Here is a 23741-nt window from a genome sequence, read left to right as displayed (position 1 = left end):
CCTTAGCCGACGACCTGCGCCAGCGCCGCCGCCAGACGGTCTAGGTCTTCGCAGGTATGAATTTCCGTCACGCAGTACAGCGCGGACTGGCCCAGCGCCGGGAACTCGCCGGAGAGGTCCTTGCCGCCGAAAATACCCTTTTCCAGCAATGCGCGGTTGATCTCTGCAACGGTTTTTCCGGTGGCGGTGAAATCCACCACAAACTCCTTGACAAAGGCTCCGTTCAGCGCATTGGCCTTCACGCCGGGAATCTTGCTGAGGCAGGCCACGGCATACTGGGCGTTCTGCATCATGGTCTGCCCAACCTCCTCCATGCCCCGGGGACCCATGGTGGCAAGGTACACCCCGGCGGTGATGCCCCACAGGGCGGTCTGCGTACCCACATACTCCTTGGCCTTCTCCCGAAGGTGTCCGAAGGAGGTGCGGTCGTAGGCCACGTCGCCGAAGCCGTACTCCCCCTCCTTGCTGGTGGGGGCGATGCCGAACAGGCGGGAGGGGAACTCCATCACAAAGCGCTCCTCGTCCCGGGTCGCGATAAAGCCGGACTGGCCGCCGCCGAAGTTCATGTGGATGCCAAGGGGCTGGAGATCGCCGCAGACGATGTCCGCGCCGTAGTCCGCCGGAGGAGCCACCACGCCCAGCGTGATGGGGTCCACGCCCACAAGGCTCAGCGCCCCCGCGCCGTGGGCGAGGTCGGAAATCGCCTGCGCGTTCACTTCCAGCGCGCCGAGGTAATTGGGATTTTCAAAATAGACACCGGCGGTATTGGAATTGAGTTTGGCCTTCAGATCATTTAAATCCAGCAAGCCCTGCGCATCACAGGCGACGGACACAAACGCCACGTCGGACGCGCAGTAGTTGCGCATGATGTTCTGCTTGTCCGGGTCGATGATGGCCGGGATAATCACTTCTTTGCGCCCGGTGTAGCGCTGCGCCATGCGGGCGGTCGTCGCCGCAGCCTGCGCCCAATCCATGGTGGGGACGTTCACCACGTCCATGCCCACCAGCTCCGCCACCATGCTGGCGTACTCAAACAGAGACTGGAACCGGCCCAGTTCGTTGTACGGCTCACCGCCGTAACCGGTAAGGAATTCACCCCGGGAGTTGATCTCGTCGCACAGGGCGGGAACATAGTGCTGCCAGCAGCCCGCGCCTAAAAAGTTCAAGTTCTGCTTGCAGGTGGTGTTCCGGGCCATCAGGCTTTCCACATGCCGCGTCAGGGCGTACTCCGAGTCGAACGCCTCGGGCAGGTCCAACGAGCGGTGCATCTGGATTTCGTCGGGAATATCGTGATGCAGCTCCTCCAGCGAGGAAAGTCCGATCTCCCGAAGCATCTCCGCCTGCACGGCAGGATCGGAGTTTGGTATGTAGGGATGATTCGCAAAACCCTTCATGTCAGTCATTGCCCCTTTCCCGCCTGATCAGGCGATGCCGCCGCCGTCCACTACCAGCGCCGCGCCGGTGACCCAGCTGGCAAGCCCGGAGCATAGGAACAGCACGCCGTTGGCGATGTCCTCCGGCTGACCGATGCGAGCCAGCGGACGACCGGAACCGCAAGACTTCAGGAATGCGTCGATGTCGGCGTCGCTCTTAATCTCGCCGGTCTGACGACCCTCGCTGACCATCATGGCAGTGACCGTGTCGCCGGGGTTGACGGAGTTGACGCGGATGTTGTACTTGCCGTAGTCGATGGCCATGGCGCGGGTGACGTTGACGATACCGCCCTTCACGGCGCAGTAGGCCGCCGCCAGATCGCCGCCCTTGAGGCCCCAGCCTGAGCCGGTGTTGACGATGGAACCGCCGCCCACCTTCTGCATCTCGGGGATGACGTGCTTACTCATAAGGAACAGGCCCTTCAGACCCACGTCCAGCACAAAGTCCCACTCCTTTTCGGACAGGTCGGCCATGGCCTTGCGAACGGTGACGCCCGCATTATTATGCAGAATGTCGATGCGTCCGAACTTCTCTACAATGGCCGCAACTGTGGCGGTGACGCTCTCCTCGCTGGTGACATCGCACTTAAAAAACGCCGCCTGCCGTCCGGCGTCCCGCATCTCCTGCGCCTTTTCTTCCGCCTTGTCGCTCACATCCACAATGGCGACTGCCGCGCCGTAGGCGGACAGCAGCTGCGCCACGCCCAGTCCAATGCCGGAGCCGCCGCCGGTGATGACGGCCACCTTCCCGGTCAGATTCAGGGGATCTTTCTTCTGCAGCATCATAAATTCCTCCTATATTTGTTAAATGTCTCTGTGTGGCAATTCTTCTGTCAATATACAAGCAAGAAGCATGCCAATTTTCAAAAAGCAGAAAAGGATGTCGTTTTTTCTGCTTGGGCCAGAAAATCCGGCCTCTTCAGCCGGAAAACATCCCGGTACATCGGGGCGCAGGATGACGCTTGACAGCGCCGTGACGGAAAATGTCAATGTTGTCAAACTGACAATTCTATGATACAGTGAGGAAAAACAGAAATGAAGGTGTACGTATGGAAGACCTGCAACAGCTGCAGCAGCAGTTGCGCCAGCCCATTGAGCGCATGATTAATAGCATCGCGGTGGCTTTGAAGCTGGAGGTGGCGGTGTTTGACAACGAGGCCCATCTGGTCTGCTGCACACCGGTGTATCTGAAGAAGAAGGGTCGGGCAGTCCACGCCCCCTCCATTCAAGAGGTGCTGCACTACGGCAGCATCGTGGTGAACACGCCGGGTCAGATGCCCTCCTGCATCGGCTGCCGGTTTCGGGACAACTGTCCGTCCACCATGGAGCTGCTGGCCTGTATCAAGGCCGACGGTGCAGTGGCAGGAGTGGTGTCCATCACTTCGTTCACCAAAGAGGGCTTCAACCGCATCAGCGGAAACACGGACATGTACATGGAAACCATCAGCGAGATCGCGCTGATGCTGGGCAACTTCATCAGCAGCAAGACCGGGCGGGTTACCTCCGTCCACACCGACGACCTCATCCGCACCGTCATGGAAATGTCCACGCACCCCATGCTTCTGACCGACGCCAACGGCGTCATTGTTCAGTATAACCACATCGCTAAAACCTCGCTGCGGTTCTGCCAGCTCTCCGCCAGTTCCCTGTGGCATATCGTACCGGAGGAAATGGCCCAAAAGGCCCTGCGGGGTGTGGAGTTTCGGGAAAAGGAGTTCGTTCGGGACGGGTATCATGCCCGGTTTTCAAGTCTGCCCGTCTTGCAGGATGGGCAGACCATGGGGGTGGTGGTGCGGCTGACGGACGACCACTACGGTGACGAGAGCGAGAGTTTCAGCATGGACCATATTATCGGCTCCACGCCCCAGACCCGAACGCTTCATCAACTCATCCGAAAAGTGGCAAACAGTTCCTCCCCCATTCTCATCACCGGCGAAACCGGCACCGGCAAGGAGCTGGTGGCCCGGGCCATTCACGAGCAGAGTGAGCGGAGGCGCTATCCCTTTGTGGCGGTAAACTGCTCAGGTATCCCGGACTCACTGTTTGAAAGCGAGTTGTTCGGTTATTCCGAAGGCTCCTTCACCGGAGCAAAAAAGGGCGGTAAGGCGGGTAAGATCGAGATGGCTCAGGGCGGCACCCTGTTTCTCGACGAGCTGGGCGAAATGCCCATGTCCATGCAGCCAAAGCTCCTGCGGGTTCTTCAGGAATACGAACTGGAACGGGTGGGGTCCACAGAGAAAATCCCCCTGAACATCCGGGTCATTGCCGCCACTAACTGCAATCTGGAGGAGATGATGCGGCAGGGGAAATTCCGAAAAGACCTGTACTACCGAATCGGCGTGGTCAATCTGGAACTGCCGCCCCTGCGGGAGCGTCAGGGGGATATCATGCCCATTGCCATGAACTATCTCAAAAAACTGAAGCTCAGTTTCGCCACTCCGGTGGAGTGCTTCTCTCGGGAGGCGGAGGAATTTTTTCTGCGCTGCCCATGGCCCGGAAATGTCCGGGAGCTGCAAAATGCGGTGGAGTACGTTGCCAACCTCTGCGAGCACAGAGAGGTCACCCCACGGGACCTGCCGCCCCGGCTGCTGGCCCAGCGCTCCGCCCGCCCCACCTCAGCGGCAAGAGCCACCGCAGCCTCCGGCCGAGGCCGTGACGAGGAGGCACAGATTCAAAAGCTATTGGATCAGTACGGTGAAACGCTGGACGGTAAAAAGCGGATCGCGGACGAGCTGCACGTCAGTCTGCGCACCCTTTATCGAAAGCTGGAGAAATACGGAATGAAATAAACAGCCGGAACCGGCGTTTCCCGTCTGCCTTGGTCAGATACGGAAACGCCGGTTCCTTTTTCAAACTGCGCCCGGTAGTAAAGGCGTCACTTAAACGCCTTCGTCATGTTGTCGGCGTAGCTGGGGTCGATGTGATAACGCTTGAGGTCGATCTTGTGCAGCACAGTGGCAAGCAAGCACAGCAGCACCAGACCCACCGGCAGCAGAATCAGCGGATTGCAGGCCGTAAAGCCGTAGATCGTATACAGCACCAGAATCACGCCGCCCACCGTCAGGGCATAGGGCAGCTGCGTACCCACATGGTCAATGTGATCCGCACCGGAGAAGATGGAGGCCATGACCGTGGTGTCAGACACAGGAGAGGAGTGGTCGCCCAGAATCGCGCCGGACAGAACCGCGCCGGCCATGCCGATGGACATGTTCACGTCGCCGGTCAGCTGATAGCCCATGGAGATAGCCAGCGGGGTCATGATGGCCATGGTGCCCCAAGAGGTACCGGTTGCAAAGGCGATTAAAATAGATAGCAAAAGCACCAGCGGAGGCAGAACGCCAAAGGGCACGTTGTCTCCGATCAGTTCCACCACGAACGAGGCCAATCCCAGTTCCTTGGTGATGGAGCCCAGAGACCACGCCATCACCAGAATCGCGCCGGTGAGGACCATCAGCTTGAAGCCGTCCACGATGGTGGACATCGTCTCCGCAAAGGTCATGATGCGGGTGGTCAGCGCCAGCACGATTCCTGTGGCCGCCATGACGAAAGAGCCCCACAGCAGCGCGGAACTGGCGTCGCAGTTCTCAAGAACCGCCATGACGCCCTCGGACAGATACTCCCGGCCTGTCCAGACGATACCGCCCAAAATGGTTGCCAGCGCCAGACCGATGGGCAGAACAAAGGTCTTGACCATGGGCTTGTCCATTTTGGGGTCTCCCAGCTCATTGCCCACGTCCATCATGGGGCTTGCTCCGTCCCGGGTAAACTTTCCGGTGGACAGGCAGCGCGCCTCAGCCTTCAGCATAGGGCCGTAGTCCTTGCCGGTATACATCAGGAACGCCACAAACAACAGCGTCAGAATGGAGTACATGTTAAAAGGGATGGAGTGGACGTAAGCCGCCATCGGCTGCACATCGGAGATCCCCGCCATATCCAGTCCCTGTTTGATCATGGAGATCTGATAGGCAATCCAGTCGGAGATCAGCAGCGCCGCCGCGGGCGCGGCAGTGGAGTCCAGCACATAGGAGAGCTTCTCCGAGGAAATGCGGTACTCCTTGCAGATGTCGCGGAAGACGTTTCCATCCACCGCCGCCACCAAGCAGTCGTTGATAGAGGTGCAAATGCCCAGTCCCCATGTGCCAAGGCACACGGAACGCCGCTTCTTGAAGCGGTGCTTTGCGGCCTCAGCCAGTGCAAAGCTGCCACCAAGCCGCCAGATGAATGCAATGCCGACGCCCATGAACATCGTGAAAATGACAAGCAGCGCGTTGTCAGGGTCGCCCAGATTGTCCACAAGGACCTTCAAAGAGTAGGAGATGCCGCCGAGGGGATTCCATCCGGATACGATCAAGCATCCGGTAAACAGGCCCATGAACATCGAGATCAGGACCTGTTTCGTGGCAAAGCAAAGAACAATCGCCACAAGAGGGGGAAGCAGTGCTAATGCGCCATATGATTCCATATGAATCCTCCTTATTTTGGGTTCCGCTTGATTTGGGCTTTATCTACTTTGCAGCACATTCCGTGCCAAAGCGGAGTATGGAGGATTTTTTTGCCTGTTTTTTTTAGAATTCCGGTTTATCGCAAGAATTCACAGTTTTTTAACGATTTAAAATTACATTAAGAGCAAAAAAATTTCAGCTTCCCATGCAATTCATTAATATTTGACAGTACGGTTTGTCATCGCGCGCCAGTTGACACGGGCGGTCCGGCGCTGCCAGAAGTCCCTCAATTTCCAGTTATACCAAGGCTTTGCCAAATTGTTGGAACGTGACAGCGCACTTTGACACACTAATTTGACAATTACGGCAAGAAATGTGCCAACCGCCCCTGCACCTGACATCTGCGCTTAAGGGAACGCTGATTCAATCCGCACAATGGATTGAATCAGCGCATCCTGTATTTTCGATATTTGAGGGGTTCATCGGGCGGTCCGCCCGCAGTCTTCCTGCGCTGCCTCAGCTTTCTTCCGGCATGGGCTTTCCCAGTCTGCGGTACATGGTCTTTTTCACGGCCCGCAGGATGTTTTCATATCCGGTACACCGGCAAAGATGGCCGGAGAGGAGCTTGCGTAGCTCGTCGTCCGTGTATTCCTTTCCGGATTCCAGAATCTCCACGGCGGTCAGCATAAAGCCGGGGGAACAGAAGCCGCACTGGATGGCGGCCTCGTCCACAAACGCCTGCTGGATATCGGAAAGCTCGCCATTGGGACCCAGCAGCCCCTCCAGTGTGCGGATGGCCTTGCCCTCCGCCCAAACCGCCAGATAGATGCAGGAGTTGAAAGCCTCGCCGTCGATCAGCACGTTGCACGCGCCGCACTCCCCCACCTCGCAGCCCTTTTTCACCGAAGTCATCCGAAAATCGTTGCGCAGCATGTCCGTCAAAGACGCCCGCACGTCCACCGTGCGCTCCACATTCTTGCCGTTGAGACTAAAATGGACGGTCTTGTACTGCATCACATGTTTTTCCATCACAGCGCACCTCCCGCCAGTTTCACGCTCTCCATAAACGCCCGCTTCGCGCTCTCCACGGCAATGTGCAGTCGGAAATCCCGGCTGGCGCGCCAGCTGTCCCGCGGATTGATGTCCTCCTTCACCGCCTGAGAAAACCGCTCCGCCAATTCCTCGGAAATCGGCTGGCCCTCTGCCAGACGCTCCGCCGTCACTGCCCGCAGGGGGATGGGGCCTGCCACGCCGAAGGCCACGCGCGCCCGTTTCACATACTTTTTGTCGGCGGACAGCCGCACGTTGACCGAGGTTCCCAGCGTGGCGATGTCCATGGCGTTGCGCATTGCATATTTAATATAATGTCCAAAGGTATTTTCGTAGCTCTCTTTGGAAATCAAAATGGCCGTTTGAATCTCGTCGGGATGGATATCCACTTTTCCCGCCTTGATATAGAACTCCTGAATGGGGATACGGCGCACGCCCGCCTGTCCCGTCAGCTCGACCACCGCGTCCCACGCGAACAGCGTGGAAGCAGAGTCGGCGGAGGTCACGCCGTTGCAGGTATTGCCGCCGATGGTGCCGATGTTGCGGATCTGGGGGCCGCCCACCTGATCCACCGCCTGTCCCAGCACATTGATGTATTTTTGGATAAGCGGATCCCGGGTGATGTGAGAAAAGCTGGTGAGGGAGCCGATGCGCAGCGTCCCGTCCTCTTCCAGCGACACGCCTCGCAGAGCGTCGATGCCGTAAATGGAGATCAGCTCTTTTCCGGCCCGCTTTCCCTCCCGCATCTGCACCAGCACGTCGGACCCTCCCGCGATGATCTGGGCCTCGGGATGCTCCATACGAAGGGAGACGGCCTCCTCCACAGAGCCTGCCTCATAGAGGGCTTTCATATCATACATCTGCGTCTCTCTCCTTTCACTCTTCGATCAGTCCCGCCTTGCGGAACTCTGCGTACAGCACATGCGGGGTGATGGGACAGCAATCCACAGCCACTCCGGTGGCGTTCAAAATCGCGTTGCGGATCGCCGGCGCGCCGGAGCAGGCCGGAGGTTCACCCAGCGCCTTTGTCCCGTACGGCGAGGTCGGCTCTGGATTTTCCACAAACTCTCCCTCCAGATGGGGATGATCCATAAAGGTGGACAGCTTATAATCCAGCAGGTTATTGTTCAAGGGCTTTCCGGTCTTTTCGTCAAACTTCAGCTCCTCAGAAAGTCCATAGCCAATGGCCATGGACATGCCGCCGTGCACCTGTGCCTCCGCCAGCTGAGGATTGATGAGCGTTCCGCAGTCGTGAACATTGATCATATTCACCAGTTTTACCTTGCACATTTCGATGTCCACTTCCACTTCTGCAAAGGAACATCCAAAAGAATAGGCGTTCGTCTTGATCTGGGCGGTGGTTTCGGCGGTGATGTGCTGGCTGCTTTCCATAGAATAAAGGCTCTCCATCGCCAAATCTCCCAGCGTCTTCAAAATCCGCCCGTCGGTCTTGCGGACAATGTTGCCGTCGATCAGGTCGAGATTGGAAACCGGCATCCGGGTCTGCTCATGGGCGATGTTCAAAATCCGCTCCCGCAGGGCAAGCCCGGTCTGCATAATGGAAAATCCGCCGATGTAAGTTTGCCGGGAAGCATACGCGCCCGTGCCGTAAGGCGTCACGTCGGTATCCTGTGTGGAGACTACGTGAACCTTCTCCAGCGGCACACCCACCGCATCCGCTACCATCTGGGAATACGCGGTGTCGCAGCCCTGCCCGATCTCCGTCTCGCCGGTCTGGAATTGCAGGGAGCCGTCCTGATTGAGCACCATCCGGCAGGAGGAGGACTCCAGCGAAATGGGCCACACGGCGGTATTGTACCAGAACACCGCGCACCCAACGCCCTTGCGCACCGGCCCGGTCTGGTTCTTATATGCCTCATACTTCCGCGCGAAGTCGATGTACGCCAGTCCACGGTCCATGCACTGATTGAACGTGTCGTCATACAGCTCATTTTTGGAAAACCCGTCCACATACCCCACCGGCATCAGATGCGCCCGGCGGAACGCTACGGGCTCCTGCCCCACAGCCTTTGCCACATCGTCGATGTGGCACTCTCCGGCAAACATTGCCTGCGGAATTCCGTAGCCCCGCATCGCTCCGGCAGAAGGTTTATTGGTGAACACCGTCCAGCAGTCGCACTCCAGATTTTCGCAGGGATACAGCTGGGGGAACGCGCCCATGCCCTTGGCCACGATGCCGTGGCCGTGGGAGGCGTAGGCTCCCTGATTGGAAAACGCCTCGAACTTCCGGGCGACAAACGTGCCGTCCGGCCGGACATAGCTGATGATGTGGGTGCGGATCGCGTGGCGCACGCGGTTGGAGACAAACGTTTCTTCCCGCGAACACTCGAATTTCACCAGTCTTCCGCCCACCTGCGTGGAAAGCCACGCGCACAGCGGTTCATACAGCGCGTCCTGCTTGTTGCCAAAGCCGCCACCGATATAGGGCTTGATGATGCGTACATTGCCCCATGGAATCCCCAGCGCCTGACCCACCACACGGCGGACAATGTGGGGAATCTGAGTAGAGGAAACCACTACCACCCGGCCCGCTTCCTCATAGGCAAAGCAGCCGTGGTTTTCAATGTGGCAGTGCTGCACCGTGGGCGTGTCGTACCAGCCCTCCACGCGGATGAGGCCCGGCTCCTGAATCGCCGCTTCATAGTCGCCCCGGCGGATTTCGGTGTGAGCCAGCACATTGCCGGGATACTCCTCGTGCAGCTGCGGCGCGTCCGGCTCCAAGGCCTTCAGCACATCCAGCACAAAGGGCATCTCCTCATACTCCACCTTCAGCGCCCGAACGGCCTGCATGGCGGACACCTCGTCCTCCGCGATCACGGCGGCCACATCGTCGCCGTAGTACCGGACATGGCGGTTCAGCAGCATTCTGTCCGCCACGTCCTGATGATGGGGGTCCATAGACCAAGGGTGTCCTGCTGTGGGGAAGGGGCGGTTGGGCGCGTCAAAGCAGGTGAGAATCTTCACCACGCCGGGAATCGTCTCCGCCTCGCTGGTGTCAATTGATTTTACGAATCCGTGGGCAATGGTGCTGTGCTTGACCTTTGCGATCAGGGCCCCCCTGTCGCACAGGTCATCCATGTACTTTGCCCGGCCTGTGGCTTTTTCGTACGCGTCCACCCGGATAGCGCTCTTGCCGACGCTTTTGCTCATGAAACTGGCCTCCTTTTTCAACTGAACTTCCCCACATAGTTGACTCGATGTGGGGAAAGCGGATATACTAAAGAAAAGTAACCGATAAGGGGTGTCAAAATGGAAAACTTGGGCTGTGTGGTCCTTGCCGCCGGATACGGAAAGCGGTTCGGCGGGAATAAGCTGACTGCGGCGCTGGATGGTCGTTCTCTGATCCTGCGCTCGCTGGAAACAGTTCCTTCAGAGCACTTTTCCTCCATCGTTGTGGTCACCCAGTACCCGGAAGTGCTGAAGCTGGCGGGAGAATTTCATTTCGCCGCCATTCTCAACGACAAGCCGGAGCTTGGATTGAGCCGCTCCCTCCAGCTGGGGCTTACGGAAGTGCGAAACTGCGAGGCCGTCTGCTTTCAAGTCTCGGACCAGCCGCTTCTGCGGCGAGAGTCCGTGGCAGCGCTGTGTGATTTCTGGAGGGAATCGCCGAAAAAGCTGGCGGCCTTGGGCCACGGCGGCGTCCGGGGCAATCCCTGTATCTTCCCCTCCGAATTTTTCCCGGAGCTGATGGCTCTGACGGGTGATATTGGCGGCGCGGCGGTCATCCGCCGACACGAGAACGCTTTGCGCCTTTTAGAGGTTCCCGCCAAGGAGCTTTGGGACGTGGACACGCCGCAGGCGCTGGACGAAGCGGCGCACATCTTAAACCCGGAGGACAAGGCATGAACTTTTTGGTCGTTGGTCTGGGCGGCGGATTGGGAGCCGCCGCCCGATATGGCGTCGGGCTTCTCCCATGGCGGGGGAATTTTCCGCTCCTGACGCTTTGCATCAATCTTCTGGGTGCGGCGGTGATCGGCTTTCTGGTGGGCCTTGCGGAGCAGCGAGCGTTGAATCCCCGTGCGCTTCTCTTCTGGAAAACCGGGGTCTGCGGCGGCTTTACCACCTTCTCCACCTTTTCGCTGGAGGCCGCCCAGCTGCTCTCCGCTGGGGAGCGGGGTCTGGCCGCGCTGTACATTCTTCTCAGCCTTGCCGGGTGTCTCGCGGGCGTCTGGCTGGGCCAGTCCTTGAGCCGGTCACTGGTAGGCTGAGTCCAGCGGTCCCCTGTGGGGGACCGCTTTACTTTTTACTGTAAGGTGTGTTCTCCAACGGCAGGCTGGACCGGAAATTTCCATCGTACCGGAAATAGGCGTCCGCGATAGCGGGGGCCGTGGGGATGGAGGTAATCTCTCCGATACCGATGGCGCCGCAGGCCACGTCAAGGCCCGGCTTCTCCACGATCAGCGCCTTCACCTCCGGCACCTGATTCGCCCGAAACAGGCCCAGCGTGCCGTACCTTGCCAAGGGTTTGCAGTCCTCCAGAGGATAGCGCTCCGTCAGGGCAAAGCCCATACTCATCACCACGCCGCCCTCGATCTGTCCCTCCACCGAGGTGGGGTTGACCGCCTTTCCCACATCGTGGGCCGCCACGATCTTCTCGATCTTTCCCTCGTCGTCCAAAATGCAGATCTGGGTGGCGTAGCCGTAGGCCACATGGCTGACAGGGTTCGGCACGTCCGCCCCCAACGGGTCGGTCTTTGCCAGATACTCTCCGTAAAACTCCTGCCCCTCCAAATGGGACAGGGGGTTTTCTTTTTTTGCCTCGTTCAGCTTCTCACACGCCCGGCGGCAGGCCTCTCCCGTCACCAGCGTCTGCCGGGAACCAGAGGTAGTCCCCGAATCCGGGGCCAGATAGGTGTTGGACCGCTCGTAGACCACATCGTCCCGTCCAAGGCCCGTCTGGTCGCAGACCATCTGGGTCAAAACCGTACCCAATCCCTGCCCGATGCAGGAGGCTCCGGCGTAAATGTGGAGTTTTCCTTCTTCCACCCGCAGGCGAATCCGGCCCGTGTCCGGAATTCCCACGCCCACGCCCGCGTTTTTCATGGCGCAGCCGATGCCCACGTACTTTGCCGCGTCGTAGTAGGGCTTCACCGCCTCCAGCGTCTCCGCAAGACCCGTGGACGCATCCACGATCTGGCCGTTGGGCAGTTCCTGCCCCGGACGGATGGCGTTGCGCCAGCGAATCTCCCAAGGGGTAATGCCCACTTTGTCGGCCATCTGGTTCAAAAGGCTCTCCACGCAAAAGCACGTCTGCGTCACGCCAAAGCCCCGGAACGCCCCGGCGGGCGGGTTATTGGTGTAATACGCCCAGCCGTCAATCTCAAAATTCTGATAATTATAAGGTCCCGCCGCGTGGGTGCAGGCCCGTTCCAGCACCGGCCCGCCCAAAGAGGCATATGCACCGGTGTCCGCAATGACCTCCGCCGCAACGCCCTGAATAATCCCGTTTTCGTCGCAGCCCATGGAAAATTCCATCTCCATGGGGTGGCGCTTGGGGTGGATTAAAATGCTCTCCGCCCGAGTCAGTTTCACCTTGACCGGACGTTTCAAAAGATAAGCCACCAGCGCGGCGTGGTGCTGGACCGTCACGTCCTCCTTGCCGCCAAAGCCGCCGCCCACCAGCAGATTTTTGACCTTCACCTTTTCGGCGGGCAGGCCCAGCATCCCCATCGTTTCATGCTGGGTGTCATAGGCCCCCTGATCCGTGGACCAGATGGTGACTCCATCCCCCTCCGGAAACGCCACGGCGCATTCCGGCTCCAAGAACGCATGCTCCGTCCAAGGCGTGGAAAAATGCTGCGTCAGCACATATTTCGATCTGGCGATGGCCTCTGCCGGATTGCCCCGCTGGATATGCTTGTGGGCCAGCAGATTCCCGGACCGATGGACCAGCGGCGCGTCGGGCAGCATGGCCTCCTTCGGGCTTCGGACCATGGGCAGTTCCTCATAATCCACTTCCACCAGCGCTTTCGCCTGCTCCAAAATCTCCTTTGTCTCGGCGGCTACAATGCAGATGGTGTCCCCCAGATAGTGGGTGACCTCTCCCACGGGAATCATCGTATCCCAGTCCTTTTGAAGATGGCCCACCTTGTTCTGTCCGGGAATGTCCGCCGCGGTGAAAACTCCCGCAACACCCGGCAACGCCTTTGCCGCTTCTGTGCGGATGGCCAGCACCCGCGCCCGAGGATACCGGCTGCGCACCGCGCTGGCATAGAGCATACCGTCCAGATACACATCGTCGGGATACTGCCCGGTGCCGGTAACCTTTTCCCGCACGTCCACCCGGGGTACCCGCGCGCCCAGATTCCAGTCTGTCGGCAGAGCAGGAATCTCGCCGCTGCGCAGCGTCTCCGCCGCCAACAGAATTCCGTCGATGATCTTCACATATCCGGTACAGCGGCAGATATTGTTCCGAATGGCAAACGCCGCCTCCTCCCGGGTGGGATTCGGATTCGCGTCCAGCAGCGCCTTGGCGGAGATCACCATCCCCGGAATGCAAAAGCCGCACTGAACGGCTCCCGCTTTGCCAAAGGCGTAAGTATATACGTCCTTTTCAAAATCGCTGAGGCCCTCTACCGTCAAAACGGACTTTCCCTCCATCTTGTCGGTCTGTGGAATGCAGGCCTTGGTGGGTTTTCCGTCAATCAGCACCGTGCAGGTGCCGCAGGCCCCTTCGCTGCACCCGTCCTTCACGGAGGTCAAGTGCAGTTCATCCCGCAGGAAGCGGATGAGTTTTTGGTTTTTCTCCACGCTCACGGCTTTGCCGTTCACGGTAAATGTCGCCATCGTGTATTCCTCCTCAAACTCCGTGCCCGGCCCCGGTCCCACGGTCATTCTTCAGCCGCCCTTCGGCCTCTTGCCGAAAGGTCAACCTTTTATTGACTCATTATACAATAATTTTTAGGCCAGCGCAATCTTTGTTTGTGCAGTCCGTTATACTACTTATGCTATCACGCTTTCTTTTGCGGAAGCTCCCAACCCACCAGCAGCGCTCCGTCCCGGACGGTGACGACGGCGGACCTCTCCAGAATGTGATTGCTGACTCCCAGCGGAAACTCCGGCGTCAGCACGGCGTTTTTCAGCGGGTACTGAAAGCCCGTCTCGTCAATCCCTCTGGCCTCGTCCCCCAGACAGAATGCTGAGAACAGGCCCCATTCCACTTCCTTTTGAATGGAGAGGGACTCATTTTCAATGGCTGTCCAGAGAAAATCATCGCCGTACAGCCAGCCTCGCGCTCCTCTGCGCCGCAAATACAGCAAGGACTGGAGATTTGCCAGCGTGTGATCCAACCGTTTCCCGCCGGTGAAGCCGTACAGATAAAACGCATCGCATTCGGCTTCCAGTCCGGTTTTCAGCGCCAGCATCGTGTCGGTGTCGTCTTTTTCCACCGGCACCCGCCGCACCGCAATCCCCTCCGGCTCCGGCATGGAATCGAAATCTCCCAGCACCAAGTCCGGTATAATCCCAAGGCTTTGGCACAGTCGGTAGCCCGCATCGGCGGCAATCACCAGATCTCCGGGTGCGGGACATTCCCGCAGGCCATAAAAACTCCCGGCAGCAAAAATAAAACAGCGTCTCATGCGCGTTCCCTCTGTTTCTTGTGTTGACGGCGGGACCCCACTCTCTTTCGCCCACCGGTTTGCTGTGATTGTACCACAACTTCTCCCACTTGACAAACAGGTGTTACCACATTATAATGAATGCGACAATTCCAAGGGGTGCTGGCGGAAGCCGGCTGAGATGGGCGTATTCTCGCCCGGTCCCTCGAACCTGATCCGGGTAATGCCGGCGTAGGAATGCGAGCTGTTTGACTGTACCCGCATGACGAGGCCGACGCCCGCCATGCGGTTTTTTCTGCCCGTGGGCGAAGGCCGGGGGAAACGGAATTGCCAAATATCGTAAAGGGAGTTCCGAAATTATGAAAAACAGCAACGTCCGCATGATCTGCGAAGCCGCCGTTATGATGGCCATGGCGCAGATCCTCAGCTACATCAAGCTCTACGAGTTTCCCAACGGCGGGTCTATCGACTGCGCCATGGTCCCCATCATTCTCTTCGCCGTTCGCTATGGCGCGGGCTGGGGAACCGGCGTCGGCTTTGTCTACGGAGCCATGCAATATTTCTTTGCCAACGGTATTTCCATCGACTGGACGACTATTATCTGTGACTATTTCATTGCCTACGCACTGCTGGGCTTTGGCGCGGGGCTGTTCCGTGGTCATAAATACGGTGTCTACTTCGGGACACTCAGCGGCGGTCTTCTGCGGTTTGCGGCCCATTTGGTGGTAGGCGCGGTGGTCTGGGGAAAGTGGATGCCGGACGCGTTTTTCGGCATGACCATGACCAGCCCCTGGTTCTATTCTCTGCTGTATAACGGCAGTTACATGCTTCCGGACATCCTGATCTGCGGCGTGATCTTCGCTCTGCTGTACCGACCCTTGAAAAAGTATTTTACCAGCGCCGATCTCCGCGCTGCGCAGGTGTAATCCATCCGAAATACGCAATCGGCCCCGGCCCCGCCAAAAGCGGGGCCGGGGCTTTGCTCGGAAGCGTTTCACTTTGCTTTTCTATTTGCAGAACCGTTACATGATGTGTTCCTCGCAGAAGTTATCCACCACGCGCACGCCCATCTCGCTCCGGCTGGCCACGGGGAACAGTGCAATGCTCACGGGGTCGAACGCAGGGCAGAGCCGTTTTTCCGGCTCAATGCGCAGGGTGGGCGTGTTTTCCGCAGGACGATCCGTTCGTTGTCTTTTGCTCATGAAATCACCCTTCGGTAGTGTGTGGAACGTTGAAAAAAAGTATTCCATACATTTTTTTGAAAAGGGGTTGACAATCTCGGAATTTTTTGTATAATAATATCTGTTCGCTACGCCAATCACGTACCGAACGGCAGATAGCGGGTTTGTGTAATGGTAGCACGCCGGACTCTGACTCCGTCTGTGAGGGTTCGAATCCTTCACCCGCTGCCACAAGATTTCCCTGAAACCTCAATGGTTTCAGGGCTTTTCTTTTACCCGCTTGTTATTTCCTATAAAATAGGATTCCCGTATAACCCCGGTTGTCACCGAATGAGTGCGCCCACAAAACTTTATATTAGGAATGCATTACAGCACTTTTCCTCAAATTTCTACATAATTCTCGTCATGATGGGCAATCTACCGCTGAGGTGATTTTCTGTGGATGACCGTCCTATTGAAATTCCGCACAAAAAACCATATCAAGAAGAAAAACCCATTCCAAATGTCTACCCGGTGATTGACACTGATCTTGCACGCGACAATATCGAGAACAACATTCCCGCCGCAGACTTGGAAGACCTTTAGAAGGGCAGCCCGTCCAGATTGGCCGCGCACAAAGTCCCACAGCAAAGGTCTTCTAACACCGCAGTTTCAAGATATCCCTGAGACAGGAGTCATATTGGCGCTGCAAACGGCACGGTCTTTCGGCCGCGCCGTTTTTTTGCCGTTAAAAATTATTTTCTATATGCCGAAAGGGCATTCCGTCTGTCAAATACAGGCGGAATGCCCTTATTTTATGAAAGCAAGTCTCAAGGTTTGGCCGATTTACTTGTTTTCCAGCAGCAGCGTATATTGATCCTCCCTGCTCACTTCGTAGACCCGCTCCACATCCGTGTCCATGGCAGAAAGGCAGGCCTCCCCCGCCTCATATCGCACGCAGGTACCGCAGGAAGAACTCAGCTTTCTGGGGACCGGCATCATCTTGGCGATAACGCCCACTCCGCCCAAAGCGCGGGCTGTGGTCAAGGCCGCCAGATGGGTATGGAACGTGGCGATGTAACGGCTCATTTTTTCAGTGTCATATGGAAGTCATGGCCTTCCGGAGTCACGCTGACCTGATAGCCGCAGCTGCTTCCATAGCGGGTCACATTCTCCACCGAACACTGGTTGTCCACCAGAACTTCCAGCTCTGCGGGACTGTTCTTCTTCACTTCCCTCTGCACCATCACCACGGGCGTGGGGCAGGAGTAGCCTCTTGCGTCAACCATTTTGATGTCCTTCCTTTCTCAATGCGTCTTTGCGGCAACAGCGGCAGTTTCCTCTTTGGGCAGATTCATCACAGAAATCACAGCAAACACCACGAAGCCCAAAAGCACCGCCACCTTACCAGCGTTGGAGATTCCGCCAACCACCAGCTCCTTGGCCTCATTCAGAGAGTCGGGGTTTCCCGCCAAGCCAAAGTTGTGCGCCAGCGCCGCGCCGGAGATCATTCCAAACACGGTAACGGCGGAGTCGCCATTGCCCTCGCCCGCCAAAATGAGTTGACGCAGCGGGCAGCCGCCCAGCAGAACAGAACCCCAGCCCACCAGTACCATGCCCAGCAAGTTCCACAGATGATTGCTGTGGGCAACAGGCTGCATGGTAAAGCCGAAGTGGAAGCTGCCGGTGACAAGGTTTCCCACCAGAACTACCAAAAAGATGGCGACAAAGCCGTACAGCAGTTTAAAATCCTGAAACAGCACCGCATCGCGGATGCCGCCCACCATGCACAGGCGGGCCTTCTGGGCCAGTGCTCCCACAATCAAAGCGATTACCAGAGCAGCGAGCAGGGGCGCGTGCTTGGAGCCGGGGCCTTCCTCGCTGAATTTTAACAGCGTGGGGACCGCCAGCAGCAAAATCAGCAGACCGGTCATGACGATCGGCAGCACGCCGCCCTCCGCCTTGCGCACCTCATATGCCCGCTTTAAAGAAAAACCGCGCTTGAGGAACTGCACACCGATCACAATGCCGATGATGAAGCCCAGAAGGCCCACCAACGCGTTGGCGTCTCCGCCGCCCAGCCGAATTACCATCCGCAGGGGGCAGCCCAAAAATGCCAGTGCGCCGATTACCACAAATCCGCCCAACACAAACCGCGTAGCCGGAGAGGAACCCGCTTTCGCCCGGAATTCCTTTGTTGCCACGGACATGATGAACGCGCCCAGCACCAGCCCGATGATCTCCGGGCGGACATACTGCACCTTTGCCGCGCTGTGCATTCCCACCGCACCTGCGATATCCCGTAAAAAGCAAGCGATACAAAAGCCCATGTTAGCGGGGTTCCCAAGTGCTGTCAGCACAACCGCCGCAAGACCGACCGCCGCGCCGGCGATCACCACGACCCAGTTAACCTTCTTCATTTCAACGCTCCTATATCCATACAAAATTCCCGTGATTTTCCACAGGTTTTCGCCATTTATTATAGAATACATCTATGAAAAAGGCCAATCTTTGTTTACAATGCCGTGAAATCAAAAATCGTTTTTAACGATGATAGCGCGGCTTCTTTTTCCCGCCGGACAGGCTGCCGCTCAATTTTCACCCCTTCTTCTTCAGCTCGGAGCGAAGATATGTAACAAACGCCTGCTCCATGCGGGTAAGGCTCACGTCCTTGCGCCAAACCAGATAAATTCTTCGGAAAAAGCCGCTCTCATCCAAATCGAAAGTCAACAGCTTTCCGGCGTTTGCCTCCTCCCGAACAGATAACTCCGACATGACGGAAACGCCCATCCCCTCCGCCACGCTGCGCCGAATTGCCTCCGGATTGTCCATGCAGGCCACCACCCGCATTCTGTCTTGAGAAATACCGTGTTTTTTCCAATATTCCTCTGTAACACGGCGGGTGCCTGAAGTCTCCTCCCGGACGATAAACGGCTCGTCCAGCAGATCCCGCCCATACAGGCCCTGCGCCTTCAGCGCTCGGAACCGCTCCGTTGCCGCGGTGACCAGCACCAGCCGGTCGTCGCACAGCGTCTGGTAGGTAAACATCCGCCGATCCAGCGCACCACCCACCACGCCGATACGGACCTCCCCCTGTGTCAGGAGACTGTGAACCTGTGCGCTGTCTCCCCGGCGCAGGAGAAATCGGCTGTCGCCATAGCGCTGGAAAAATCCCGACAGCAGCCCCGGCAGCAAATACTGCGCCGGAGCCGTGGACGCACCCACGCTCAATTCTCCGCCCTGCGCCGTGGACTCCGGGTCCTGCAAAAGTCGGCAGCGATCCAGAATATCTCTCGCCGCACCGTAGACCCTCCGCCCCTCCTCTGTGAGCGTCAGCTTTCGCCGCGCTCCCCGCAGGATCAGCTGAACGCCCAGTGTCTCCTCCAGCGCCAAAATGTGGGCGCTGACGGTGGACTGCGTTAGATAAAGTTCTTCCGCTGCCCTCGTAAAACTGCCATATTCCGCCGTGGCTGTGAATGCTTCCAGTTGCTTGAGATTGATCTTCAGCATATCCTTCCCTCGCAGTCCTGTTTTGTGCCTTCGCGCATCGGGCAGTTCTGTCATCATCCCGCTGGCAAAGCAGTTCTCTTTATGTGATTGACCCTATGATAGGGTATTTCTCAGGCACCTGTCAAGTCTGGCTTTGGAATAACGACACCGCCCATTCGGTAAAAACCGAACGGGCGGTGCTTTCTTATCCTTGGCGCGGATTACCAGATAACGACTCTGTTTGCCGGAGCCAGCCACATTCCGTCGCCCTCCTTGATGTCAAAGGCGTCATAGAACTGCTGGAAATTCTGCAAAACCAAACTGCCCCGCAGTTTATCGGGCGCGTGAACGTCGGCCTGCGTCAGATACTGCTTCATCTCTCTGGAATAGCTGGAGCACCAAATCTCCGCCGCTGCGGTGTACAGCGCCTTGTAATCCGGATGCGTACGCTTGCCCTCCATTTCGGTGATACAGGCCATGGCTCCCAAATCCGCAATATTTTCAGACAGCGTCAACGCCCCGTTGCAGGTGATGCCGGGTGCGGCCTCTTTTCCGTCGTACAAGGAGACTGCCTGATCACACAGCTTCTGAAACGCCGCGTAGTCTGCGGCGGTCCACCAGTCGGTGGCATTGCCCTTTTCGTCAAACTTTGCCCCGTTGTTGTCAAAGGCATGGGTGATCTCGTGGGCGATCACATAGCCGATGGAACCCAGATTCTGCTCATAAGAAGCATTCACGTCGTAAAACGGCGGCTGCAAAATGGCGGCGGGGAAGGTGATGGAATTATCAACGTCTAAATAGCAGGCATTCACGGTATCCGGCGTCATGGGCCACTCCGTCTTATCCACGCCGTCCTTTTGTGCTTGGACCGACAGCGCCTGCTCCGTCTTGCTCATGGCGATCACATTGTCAAAAAAGCTGCCGCCCTGCGCCACGGTCAAAAACTCCGTGTCCTTAAAATCATCCCGCCATGTATCGGGATAGCCGATGTTCAGCTTCATAGTCTCCAGCTTGCGAATGGCCTTGGTCTTGGTGGCGTCCTGCATCCACGTCAGATTCTGGATACGCTCCTTATAGACGGCCAGCATCTCCTTCACCATCTTCTCCACGTCGGCCTTGGCCTTGGCGGTGAAATGGCGATCCACATACGCCTTACTCAGATAGTCGCTCATCAGGGACTGCACATACTGCGCGGCCACTTCCTCTTTGGACAGGCTCCCGCTGGAACCCATATAATCCTGCTGAAATGCGTTGGATGCGTCGATGAAATCCTGACTCAACAGTGCGCCGTAATTGGCGGTCAGATCCAGTCGGCAGTAGGTCTTCAGCAATTCCAGATGCGCCGCGTTGAAATACGCCGCGCAGGCTTTCAGCTCCCCGACATCCGCCACCACGATCTTGTCGGTCTGGGTATAGCCGGTCTGGGCGAAAACCGCATTCAAGTCCACATTGGGAAACAGATTTTGCAGCTGCGTCATGGTATAGAGGTTGTAGGTTTTGTCCACGTCGTAAAGTTCTTGATTGGTCAGGGACTTGGCGGCAACGGACGATTCCAATTCCCAAATCTGCTGCGCCTGCTTTTTCGCGTCGGCGGCAGATGCGCCGCCCAGCTGGAGCAGCGTGGCAACATAGGTCAGATAGGCGGACTTCTGGCTGTCAGTCGCCCCTGTGTAGCCGCTCTGGCCCAAAGAGGGGGAAAACGCGCCAAATGTCAGATCGTACACATCGCTATTTTTGGAGTCCACGGTCAAATCAAAACCCAGCAGCATACTGGAGCCCAACTCCTGATAAACGCGATTGCATACATCCATCAGCTCGTTCAGGGTCTTCGCGGAGCCGATCGCGTCCAGATAAGGCTGGATGGGCTTAATCCCCGCCTTGTTCCGGGCTTCCATGTTCAGGATATTGCCGTACAGCGCGGAAATCTTTTTCTCCCCCGCCGTTTTGGGAGACGCGGCGGCCTCCTTGATAATCTGCGCCACCTGATCGTTTACCGTGATGGCCAGATCGGTAAAGCCGCCGGTGCCGGTGTATCCGGTTTTGATGACGCTGGAATCCAGCGCCGTCTTGTTCACCGTCGCATAAAAATCATCCTTTAGATTCGCGCCCTCCAGCGCGTAAGTCCGCTGGATGAACAACTCCATCTGCCGCTCCGTTACGTAACTGTTAGGGGAAAAGGTGGTGGCGCTGGTCCCGGCCACAATGCCGGTAGAGAGCACGTCCTTCAGATCCTCCGCCGCCCACGCGGGCAGATCGGCAAAGTTGGCGCTGGAGTATCCGCTGCGGGCATTGTCACCCACAGCCGCCGGCAGATCACCGCCAAAGGCCCGGCGCAGCATCACCAGCGCCTGCGCACGGGTGACGGGCCGCTCCTCGTGGAGGCTGCCGTCGGAATACCCCTGCAAAATATCGGTTTTCTCCACGCCGAGGTTGTAGTCGTCCGCCGCGGCCACCAGCATATCCGCCACCTCGCCGCGCGTCAGATACCCCGGTTCCGCCGCCAAAACCGTCTGCACCGACGACGCCAGCATGACTGCCGTCAGCAATGCCGACAAGATTCGCTTTTTAATACTCAATCCAGTTTCCTCCATTCATCTCTTGCAAACAGGAAAATTTTGTCCGCGCTTATGTTTGTATTGCAATACTAATACAATCAAACATTATTGTCAATCCCTTTATAGGAAATATTTACCGCAAGCACCACTTGCAGACAGCAATTTTCAGAATTTCAGCCTTTTCGACATATTTTACACCCACCATACTACTACAATATCCTTGAAACATTCACTCAGCATTCAGGAGGATCGCATGAAAAAACTTCTTCAGCTGCCTTTGCATCTGCGGATTCTGCTGGGCATTGCTGCCCTGCTGGCGGGTCTGGCCCTCGCATGGAGGCTTTTGGAGCTGGATGGCCTCGGTCTTCTGCTCCTGCTGCCCTTTGCGGCCTTCTTTATCTGGATCAACCCGGAGCTCTGGCAGAAAGAAGACTAAATCGTGCGGTACGGCCTTGGTATCAGCGCCCGCTATTCCAATAGAATGCCGAATAAATGGGACGGAGGGAGCCGCGCTGCGGCTCCCTCCGTTTTGTTTCGTCTGTTAACTTTTGGAACCGCTCACAGCTCGGTGAATTCCAAAACTTCCTTCGTCCGCTCAAATTCCTCATACCGAAGCCCCCGGCTTGACAGCTCCATTTCCCCTACCTGATTGTCATAGGGATCGGCGCGCCAGTGTTTCATGGGTACATCGAAATCCGACTGAAACGCCGTGTTGGAAGACATCCGGTAACAGTCCAAATTGCCGAAATAGAACGTTCGGCGTGTCTCGTTCCCCTCTCGGGCGGCTCCCGCTCCAAAGGAGGGGTCGGCGTACAGCCAGCCGTAGGGCGCGGCGTAAAACTGCGTCCAGTCGTGGGCTCCGCAAAAGCCCGGCTCCGCCTTCCAGCCGCTCTCCCACCGGGCGGGAACACCCGCGCAGCGGCACAGGGTAATGAACAGCAGCGCCATGATCCCGCAGTCACCCACCAGATTTCGTGCGCAGTTCTCCGCAATGTTTTCCAGTCCGAAATAGGGCCGGACATAAGAGTATTTCACGTTCAGCGTCACAAAATCATAGAGTTTCCGCGCTTTTTCCAGCGGCTCCTCCACTCCGTTCGTCAGTTCTTCTGCCAGCGCCCGGAGATAGGGCGTGAACAGGATGTGGGGCGGCTGTTCCTCCAGATACAATGCCGGACGCTCCGCACCGTACTGGGGATGGCTCAAATCGGTGTACACGGCGGTACGCACATAGGAGAATTCGACGGAAAATTCGTGGTTTTCTTCCATGCGCTCCTCCCAGAACACCACGCGCTGCGGGGCATTCTCCGGGGAGATATGCGCAGGCTCGGGCGTAATCTTTTCAATGCGGATATCGTTTTGCGCCCCACAGGCACACGGCAAAGGCAGATACGCCCGCACCAGCTCCCCTTTGCGGAATGTCTCGTCTTTCAGCCGCACCGATGCGCGACAGCGGATGCGGGCGGACATCTGTCCGTTTTCCCGCATCAGCCGCATGGCCCGATCCAAACGCGGTTCGCCGTTTTCTCCGGCGGCGCTGGACCCATCCGCACCCAGCTGCGAAACACCCGCCCGGGCGGCGAAAGATGCGTCGGTCTTGCACAGGGAGTCAAACCAGCGATCAAAGTAATGGGGCACACCTTCAATATAGATCCAATCCACCCGGCCCGCCTTAACCAGCGCGTCAAACTCCTCCGCCGTGAAATCCGGCGCGGCGGACTTCGCCAAAGCAATGGCCTCCTCCCGCGTCAGGGGGTAATCCGTCGAGAGCCGCGCCATCATCTCCCGCTGGACGGTTAGGCAGCTTTTCAGCGCCGTTGGAGTGTTGGGCGAGCGCAGATGCCGCTCGATGGCCAGGTCCGCCCTGGCAAAGTCGCCAAAGGTTTTCAGGCGCAGAACATCCTCCGGCAAACCGATGTGCAGATATTTAAAATTGTCGTTAAGACTCATACCGTATCCTCTCTTTCTGCGTGCAATCCCCCACCCGCCGCGGCAGATGGGGGATTGTTCACAGGAAAATCAAATTCGTTTGCGA

At 57.6% G+C, this 23741-nt stretch carries 20 protein-coding genes, 1 tRNA gene and 1 riboswitch; of the genes, 6 read left to right on the top strand and 15 right to left on the bottom strand.

Annotated features, from left to right (window positions below; translation table 11 throughout):
- Positions 1 to 2: 2 nt before the first annotated feature.
- Together gcvPA and ON16_RS04320 are read right to left on the bottom strand one after the other, a co-directional pair.
- Entirely contained in the window at positions 3 to 1403 is a 1401-nt protein-coding gene (gene gcvPA, locus ON16_RS04325; RefSeq protein ID WP_243441761.1) for an aminomethyl-transferring glycine dehydrogenase subunit GcvPA, read from the bottom strand.
- A gap of 18 nt (positions 1404 to 1421) precedes the next feature.
- On the bottom strand, positions 1422 to 2219 hold the full coding sequence (locus ON16_RS04320) for an SDR family NAD(P)-dependent oxidoreductase (RefSeq protein WP_243441760.1): 798 nt from the start codon (positions 2217 to 2219) through the stop codon (positions 1422 to 1424).
- Positions 2220 to 2482: 263 nt separating this feature from the next.
- Between ON16_RS04320 and ON16_RS04315 the strand changes: the two genes are divergently transcribed.
- A complete protein-coding gene (locus ON16_RS04315; RefSeq protein WP_040659682.1) occupies positions 2483 to 4222 on the top strand; it encodes a sigma-54 interaction domain-containing protein in 1740 nt (579 codons plus the stop codon).
- A gap of 86 nt (positions 4223 to 4308) precedes the next feature.
- Here ON16_RS04315 and ON16_RS04310 read toward each other — a convergent pair whose 3' ends face one another.
- The 4 genes from ON16_RS04310 to xdhA form a co-directional block, all read right to left on the bottom strand.
- A complete protein-coding gene (locus ON16_RS04310; RefSeq protein WP_040659680.1) occupies positions 4309 to 5895 on the bottom strand; it encodes a Na+/H+ antiporter NhaC family protein in 1587 nt (528 codons plus the stop codon).
- Between the two features lie 496 nt (positions 5896 to 6391).
- Complete coding sequence (xdhC, locus tag ON16_RS04305) at positions 6392 to 6904, bottom strand: xanthine dehydrogenase subunit XdhC (protein ID WP_040659678.1); 513 nt, start codon at positions 6902 to 6904, stop codon at positions 6392 to 6394.
- Positions 6904 to 7785, bottom strand: coding sequence for a xanthine dehydrogenase subunit XdhB (gene xdhB, locus ON16_RS04300; protein WP_040659676.1), 882 nt, complete (start codon positions 7783 to 7785; stop codon positions 6904 to 6906). The genes xdhC and xdhB overlap by 1 nt, the downstream gene beginning before the upstream one ends.
- 16 nt (positions 7786 to 7801) lie before the next feature.
- Positions 7802 to 10096 carry a xanthine dehydrogenase subunit XdhA gene (xdhA, locus tag ON16_RS04295; RefSeq protein WP_040659674.1) on the bottom strand — a complete coding sequence of 765 codons (2295 nt, stop codon included), beginning with the start codon at positions 10094 to 10096 and terminating at the stop codon, positions 7802 to 7804.
- Positions 10097 to 10195: 99 nt separating this feature from the next.
- Here xdhA and ON16_RS04290 point away from each other — a divergent pair, with 99 nt between their 5' ends.
- Together ON16_RS04290 and crcB are read left to right on the top strand one after the other, a co-directional pair.
- Positions 10196 to 10792 carry a nucleotidyltransferase family protein gene (locus tag ON16_RS04290; RefSeq protein ID WP_040659672.1) on the top strand — a complete coding sequence of 199 codons (597 nt, stop codon included), beginning with the start codon at positions 10196 to 10198 and terminating at the stop codon, positions 10790 to 10792.
- Positions 10789 to 11154, top strand: a complete 366-nt coding sequence (gene crcB, locus ON16_RS04285) for a fluoride efflux transporter CrcB (protein WP_040659670.1) — start codon at positions 10789 to 10791, stop codon at positions 11152 to 11154. The genes ON16_RS04290 and crcB overlap by 4 nt, the downstream gene beginning before the upstream one ends.
- Positions 11155 to 11182: 28 nt before the next feature.
- Here the strand turns inward: crcB and xdh are convergent, their stop codons facing one another.
- The gene (gene xdh / locus ON16_RS04280) at positions 11183 to 13732 is read right to left on the bottom strand and encodes a selenium-dependent xanthine dehydrogenase (protein ID WP_040659891.1); all 2550 of its coding nucleotides are present in this window, start codon (positions 13730 to 13732) and stop codon (positions 11183 to 11185) included.
- 164 nt (positions 13733 to 13896) lie between these two features.
- Positions 13897 to 14526, bottom strand: a complete 630-nt coding sequence (locus tag ON16_RS04275) for a thiamine diphosphokinase (RefSeq protein ID WP_040659668.1) — start codon at positions 14524 to 14526, stop codon at positions 13897 to 13899.
- A 124-nt stretch (positions 14527 to 14650) separates the two neighbouring features.
- A riboswitch (TPP riboswitch) is annotated at positions 14651 to 14760 on the top strand.
- 104 nt (positions 14761 to 14864) lie between these two features.
- Between ON16_RS04275 and ON16_RS04270 the strand changes: the two genes are divergently transcribed.
- Entirely contained in the window at positions 14865 to 15431 is a 567-nt protein-coding gene (locus ON16_RS04270; RefSeq protein ID WP_040659666.1) for an energy-coupled thiamine transporter ThiT, read from the top strand.
- A gap of 96 nt (positions 15432 to 15527) precedes the next feature.
- On the opposite strand, the gene ON16_RS04265 is transcribed toward ON16_RS04270, so the two are convergent.
- Positions 15528 to 15707 carry a hypothetical protein gene (locus ON16_RS04265; protein ID WP_040659664.1) on the bottom strand — a complete coding sequence of 60 codons (180 nt, stop codon included), beginning with the start codon at positions 15705 to 15707 and terminating at the stop codon, positions 15528 to 15530.
- 136 nt (positions 15708 to 15843) lie between these two features.
- On the opposite strand from ON16_RS04265, the gene ON16_RS04260 reads away from it, so the two are divergent.
- Positions 15844 to 15917: transfer RNA gene (locus tag ON16_RS04260), tRNA-Gln, on the top strand.
- 594 nt (positions 15918 to 16511) lie between these two features.
- Here ON16_RS04260 and ON16_RS04255 read toward each other — a convergent pair.
- The 5 genes from ON16_RS04255 to ON16_RS04235 all read right to left on the bottom strand — a co-directional run bounded on the left by ON16_RS04255 (position 16512) and on the right by ON16_RS04235 (position 21730).
- Positions 16512 to 16754 carry a putative Se/S carrier protein gene (locus tag ON16_RS04255; RefSeq protein WP_040659662.1) on the bottom strand — a complete coding sequence of 81 codons (243 nt, stop codon included), beginning with the start codon at positions 16752 to 16754 and terminating at the stop codon, positions 16512 to 16514.
- Positions 16751 to 16954, bottom strand: a complete 204-nt coding sequence (locus ON16_RS04250; RefSeq protein ID WP_040659660.1) for a sulfurtransferase TusA family protein — start codon at positions 16952 to 16954, stop codon at positions 16751 to 16753. The genes ON16_RS04255 and ON16_RS04250 overlap by 4 nt, the downstream gene beginning before the upstream one ends.
- Positions 16955 to 16972: 18 nt before the next feature.
- Positions 16973 to 18085: a YedE family putative selenium transporter gene (gene yedE / locus ON16_RS04245; RefSeq protein ID WP_040659658.1), complete on the bottom strand. Its 1113-nt coding sequence runs from the start codon at positions 18083 to 18085 to the stop codon at positions 16973 to 16975.
- A 178-nt stretch (positions 18086 to 18263) separates the two neighbouring features.
- Entirely contained in the window at positions 18264 to 19175 is a 912-nt protein-coding gene (locus tag ON16_RS04240; protein ID WP_040659656.1) for a selenium metabolism-associated LysR family transcriptional regulator, read from the bottom strand.
- A gap of 200 nt (positions 19176 to 19375) precedes the next feature.
- Complete coding sequence (locus ON16_RS04235; protein WP_051131514.1) at positions 19376 to 21730, bottom strand: M13-type metalloendopeptidase; 2355 nt, start codon at positions 21728 to 21730, stop codon at positions 19376 to 19378.
- 232 nt (positions 21731 to 21962) lie between these two features.
- On the opposite strand from ON16_RS04235, the gene ON16_RS04230 reads away from it, so the two are divergent.
- Complete coding sequence (locus ON16_RS04230; RefSeq protein ID WP_040659654.1) at positions 21963 to 22145, top strand: hypothetical protein; 183 nt, start codon at positions 21963 to 21965, stop codon at positions 22143 to 22145.
- 122 nt (positions 22146 to 22267) lie between these two features.
- Here the strand turns inward: ON16_RS04230 and ON16_RS04225 are convergent, their stop codons facing one another.
- The gene (locus ON16_RS04225; protein WP_040659652.1) at positions 22268 to 23656 is read right to left on the bottom strand and encodes a transglutaminase-like domain-containing protein; all 1389 of its coding nucleotides are present in this window, start codon (positions 23654 to 23656) and stop codon (positions 22268 to 22270) included.
- Positions 23657 to 23741 lie beyond the last annotated feature (85 nt).

This window comes from Oscillibacter ruminantium GH1 (assembly GCF_000307265.1).
Classification (GTDB): domain Bacteria; phylum Bacillota; class Clostridia; order Oscillospirales; family Oscillospiraceae; genus Oscillibacter; species Oscillibacter ruminantium.
Note: the sequence above shows the minus strand (reverse complement) of the source record. Positions and strands in the feature narration are given on the sequence as shown.